5 protein-coding genes are annotated in these 4,231 nt (G+C 46.4%); 3 read left to right on the top strand and 2 right to left on the bottom strand.

Annotation, left to right across the window (positions count from 1 at the left end):
- Positions 1 to 469 precede the first annotated feature (469 nt).
- Positions 470 to 1,165: an NAD(P)H-binding protein gene (locus ABEV74_RS14750; protein WP_430146976.1), complete on the top strand. Its 696-nt coding sequence runs from the start codon at positions 470 to 472 to the stop codon at positions 1,163 to 1,165.
- Between the two features lie 290 nt (positions 1,166 to 1,455).
- Here ABEV74_RS14750 and ABEV74_RS14745 read toward each other — a convergent pair whose 3' ends face one another.
- Both ABEV74_RS14745 and ABEV74_RS14740 read right to left on the bottom strand, forming a co-directional pair.
- Entirely contained in the window at positions 1,456 to 1,893 is a 438-nt protein-coding gene (locus ABEV74_RS14745) for a SpoVA/SpoVAEb family sporulation membrane protein (RefSeq protein ID WP_430146973.1), read from the bottom strand.
- 44 nt (positions 1,894 to 1,937) lie between these two features.
- Positions 1,938 to 2,798: a DUF421 domain-containing protein gene (locus ABEV74_RS14740; protein WP_430146970.1), complete on the bottom strand. Its 861-nt coding sequence runs from the start codon at positions 2,796 to 2,798 to the stop codon at positions 1,938 to 1,940.
- Positions 2,799 to 3,008: 210 nt separating this feature from the next.
- Here ABEV74_RS14740 and ABEV74_RS14735 point away from each other — a divergent pair, with 210 nt between their 5' ends.
- Both ABEV74_RS14735 and ABEV74_RS14730 read left to right on the top strand, forming a co-directional pair.
- Positions 3,009 to 3,215 carry a DUF1657 domain-containing protein gene (locus ABEV74_RS14735; RefSeq protein WP_007781230.1) on the top strand — a complete coding sequence of 69 codons (207 nt, stop codon included), beginning with the start codon at positions 3,009 to 3,011 and terminating at the stop codon, positions 3,213 to 3,215.
- Between the two features lie 526 nt (positions 3,216 to 3,741).
- Positions 3,742 to 4,146 carry a phospholipase D-like domain-containing protein gene (locus tag ABEV74_RS14730; protein WP_245237778.1) on the top strand — a complete coding sequence of 135 codons (405 nt, stop codon included), beginning with the start codon at positions 3,742 to 3,744 and terminating at the stop codon, positions 4,144 to 4,146.
- The last annotated feature ends 85 nt before the right edge of the window (positions 4,147 to 4,231 follow it).

Raw genomic sequence — 4,231 nt, 5'->3', positions numbered from 1 at the left:
TTCATAGCAACGAATATCACAATCGCTATTTGGTCAAAAATAGATGTTCCGGAATTGTAACGAATCTGAGCAACGCTATTTGCTTAAAAGTGATCGAATTCGGGCGAAATATCGAAAATAAGGTGGCTGAGATTCGTTAAATCTGAAAAAGCGGCTTTTGGGCAAAAATAAGGCTTGTGATATTCGTTAGAGTAACATTCTGTATGAGGTGAGCGTTCTGTCTGAGAATAACGTTCCGTCGAGAAACAGCGTTCTGTCTGAGAGTAACGCTTTGTCTGAGAAGCAAAATTTTGTCTGAATAAAGTTTCCGTCTGCGCGAACCGAACCTGAGCTATCCCCTCCGCTGGATGCCGAAGCGCTCGAACTGTTCATGCCTTGGTCGAACTCGCTTCCGGTCGAATATTGGACGTGTTGTGCCCGTTATGTCAGTGTGAGCGTTTCATGGTATGAAAGGAGGAAAAAAGGGGGCATGAAACCGATGGATAAACGGAAGAAAGCGGTGCTGCTCGGCGGGACGGGGTTAATCGGGAAGCAATTACTGCGCATTTTGTTGGAATCGGAGGCCTACGAGACGATCACTGCGATAGTGCGGAAGCCGCTTGCGGAGCACTCGAAGCTGCGGCAGGTCGTGTTGACCGATTTCGCGGCACTGGAGTCTCAGGCGGAAACATTCGAAGGGGCGGAAGACGTGTTCTGCTGCTTGGGAACGACGATTCGGCAGGCGGGGACGCGGGAACGTTTTCGCATCGTCGATTTCGACTACCCGGTGATGGCGGCGCGGCTGGCAAAGGCGGCGGGTGCGCAGCGGTATGTGCTCGTCTCATCGATGGGAGCGGACGCGGGATCGCGTTTCTTTTACAACAGGGTGAAAGGGGAGACGGAAGCAGCCGTTCGCGCGCTGCAACTGCCGATGATATCGATCATCCGGCCCTCGCTGCTGCTTGGGGAGCGGGAAGAGTTTCGGCTCATCGAACGTATGGGGGTAGCGATAAGCCGTCCGCTGACGCCTTTCCTGCGCAAGGCATTGCCGAAGATGTGCCCGATTGAAGCGCGGGACGTGGCGGCGGTCATGCATCGGGTGGCACAGATGTATACGCCTGGTGTGCATATTTACGAGAACGATCAGCTGCATAAGATGGCGCCTGGATCCCGAGCAGGAACGTAAGTCAAGGCAGGCGCCATATGACGCCACCGCAGTGAGTTTGTATATTTGAGTTTACATAACATCAATTATGTAAATCATGCGGTTCCAGATCGTTGGAGTTTATTCTAAACCTGAAACTTTTGTAACGGAATGGATGGTTTCACCAATCGCCGAAAACCATTGGACGAAAGCCGTTGTCGAAGAATCGAGGCGTGCCATTGATTCCACTATACAATTTCACAAAACCCGTATTTTGTACATATGTCTGTGCTTTGATCTTCAAGTAATATTTGAGACAATATCGGTACTGTCTAATGAAGCCCGCAAATCGAATGGGTTTGTGACACAAACATCTCCAGTTTAAACATTTTACCGCCAACACCGAGCACCATACCTTCACTCTGATGTTCAATCGCAGCGGATGCCATCGAATTCGCAAATCCCGTCACAGGCACTGCGGAACCCGCACCAGCCCATTGGGCAAACTTATCGTACACCCCCATGCTGGTCAGAATGACAGAAAGGAGTATCATAACCGCCACGGTAGGGTCTCCAGCTTTTTTCTCATCAAAGCCGCCCCAATGCACAAACATTTCCTGGATGGCTTGTCCAACCAAACAAATGGTCCCGCCAGCTATAAACGCACGAATGAAGTTTTTGAGTATGGGCCTCGGAGGTTCGACGCTTTGCGCCAATTCTTTATATTCCTGTTGTACCCGCGTTAAATTTTTCTTTATATTATTTGCCATGAACATCCTCCTCGATTTTCAGCTGACGTATAATTGGCGAATTGTTAACGAATCAGCAATGGTTTAACTTCATCAATAATCTTTTCTAACGCTTTTGAACATTGCTCGTACATCTGCTTTGTATTTTGTTCTTTGGTAGATAAGCCAAACATTTCGAGATCCGCTTCACACTTTTTCAATGTTGCAAGCAACGCGGCTTTTTTCTGGGGATTCGGTACTTTGATCTGATCATCAAATAAATCAACGTATAGCTGGCCATAGGAATCCACCTGTCCAAGAAATACGTTATCAATCGAAACACCTAATTTCTCCAGTTCCGTATCCAGCCATTGCCTGTTTAGACCTATCGTGGCAAGCGGCTCGTCCATTATTTTTCCATCCATAATGACCGTTTGAGGCTCTTGTTCCGGCCCGACATTTATTCCCAGGTGTTTAGGCGTTAACGGTTGGTTTTCCTTGGTTAAAAGAACGCTAATGTCACCGCTCGGCTCCATGACTGCGAATTCAACATCGGCAGCTTTGAACACATTTTTTTTTCGAAGCTGTTTCATAAGTTCATCCGTGGTAATCCTTTCTTTTTTTAGGTTATCCTCCATGATCTTGCCGTCCTTAATGAGCACTGTTGCTTTGCCGTCGAATAGGTCTCTTGCCGTTTTGCTTTTCAGCTGTAAAAATTCAATCCCTAAAGAAACAACGGTCCAAACCGTCATCGCAACCAAGCCCAGATACCAAGTGGACTCCAGATCCAACGAAACGTAAGCTGCAAGGTTGCCGATCGTGATTCCGGTGATATACTCAAACAATGAAAGCTGTGATACCTGTCGTTTACCCAATATCTTCGTTAGGACAAAAAGAACCCCCATAGCCAATAACGTTCGCAAAGCGATTTCTACCCAATCCGGCATAATATTACCATTCCTTTCCAATCACATTAATCGACAAAGGTAAGTATGTCCCTATTCCATTATTTCCACGCATTTCCATCTGAAAATTTTTCTAACGTATGCTTTTGTTGCGAGACGGAAATATTAATTTCGGTATTGGGAGAATGTAAGCATCTATTCCTATTACCCGTGAAACATTATCCTATCCTAAGGTAAAGGAGGTGACGTTCCGTGACAGTTGCTTCTCAAGTGAAAACGTGCGTAGCATCTTTAAAAAGTGCTCAGGCGAGTCTGGAACAATTTGCTTTGGAAACACAAAATCAAGAAGCAAAATCGCTCTTTACGAATGCGGCCCAACAAACCCAACAAATCGTGCAGCAAGTAGAAAGCCGCGTACAACAGTTGGAAAATGAAGAACCTCAATATAAGGGGTTTTAAGAAAAACAGACAAACCATGAATATTGAGGACATGGCTTGTCTGTTTTCATCGGTGAACAGATTAGAAAAGAGATCAAACCCTACAAGTTGAGTAGGGTTTGATCTCTTTTCGCCACTATTCTTTTGTTTAGACAGCTAACCTTGGATAAACCTAAACACTGCCGCCCCCATCGCGACTGCTAAAGTTGACAGTATCCAAGTTCCCCCTCGGCCCAACGCACGCCCATGGCTACGGCCGCCAAATGATGAAGGTTGGAATTGAATGCCGATCTTTTTTCCCCATTCGCTTCCCTTGGGCGCTGTCCTATTGGAGTTGCCGAAATCATAGATTGTTGTATTCGATGGTCAGGAAGCTTTTACTGGAGGCATCAATATCGGGGATGAATATACCGGATTAAAGTCGAATGTCGGCTTTTGACGCGACACCCATATTCGAATAGTGGGTTAACCTGCAAACGAACTGCAAGCAGTCTTCGACGCCCATTGGAATATCGCGCCTTACTTTGTGCCAGATGCAGACATTATTATGGCGATTAAAGCAGCTTTGGTTCGCGGTGTCCGAGTGCGCTTAGTTCCCCGCCACGTGGTATCGATCATCGTTGGAGCTGCAAGTCGGACCTACTATGGAGAACTTTTGGAAGCCGGGGTTCATATCTACCTCTACAATAAAGGCGTGTTGCATGCGAAGTTAATGATCATTGACGGAGAAATTGCCGAGATAGGCTCCTCAAATTTTGATTTAAGAAGCTACCGTCTGAATTATGAAGTGTGCGAAGTTGTGTACAGTTCTGAAGTAGCACGAAAACTGGCGGAACAATTCGAGCATGATCTTGCGGACTCCATTCCCTTACGGATGGAAGTCCCGCCTCAACGCACGCATTTGCAGCGGATTCTCGATCAAACGGCGTGCTTGCTTTCACCAATCATTTGATGAAAGAGGAAATGAAAAGTTGTTTCTTCAATTCTCAATTGAGTTCTTCCTGAATCCGTGATAGTTCTTCTGTGAAAAAGAAGAA

This window comes from Paenibacillus cisolokensis (genome assembly GCF_050481165.1).
In the GTDB taxonomy this organism is placed as follows: Bacteria; Bacillota; Bacilli; order Paenibacillales; family Paenibacillaceae; genus Paenibacillus_AH; species Paenibacillus_AH cisolokensis.
The sequence above is the reverse complement of the archived record's forward strand: the minus strand, read 5'-3'. Positions and strand labels throughout refer to the sequence as shown.

What these genes read in the sequence shown, in the direction of transcription:
- ABEV74_RS14750 (WP_430146976.1), top strand. Translation starts at nt 470, where the DNA reads ATGAAACCGATGGATAAACGGAAGAAAGCGGTGCTGCTCGGCGGGACG.
- ABEV74_RS14745 (WP_430146973.1), bottom strand. Translation starts at nt 1,893, where the DNA reads ATGGCAAATAATATAAAGAAAAATTTAACGCGGGTACAACAGGAATAT.
- ABEV74_RS14740 (WP_430146970.1), bottom strand. Translation starts at nt 2,798, where the DNA reads ATGCCGGATTGGGTAGAAATCGCTTTGCGAACGTTATTGGCTATGGGG.
- ABEV74_RS14730 (WP_245237778.1), top strand. Translation starts at nt 3,742, where the DNA reads ATGGCGATTAAAGCAGCTTTGGTTCGCGGTGTCCGAGTGCGCTTAGTT.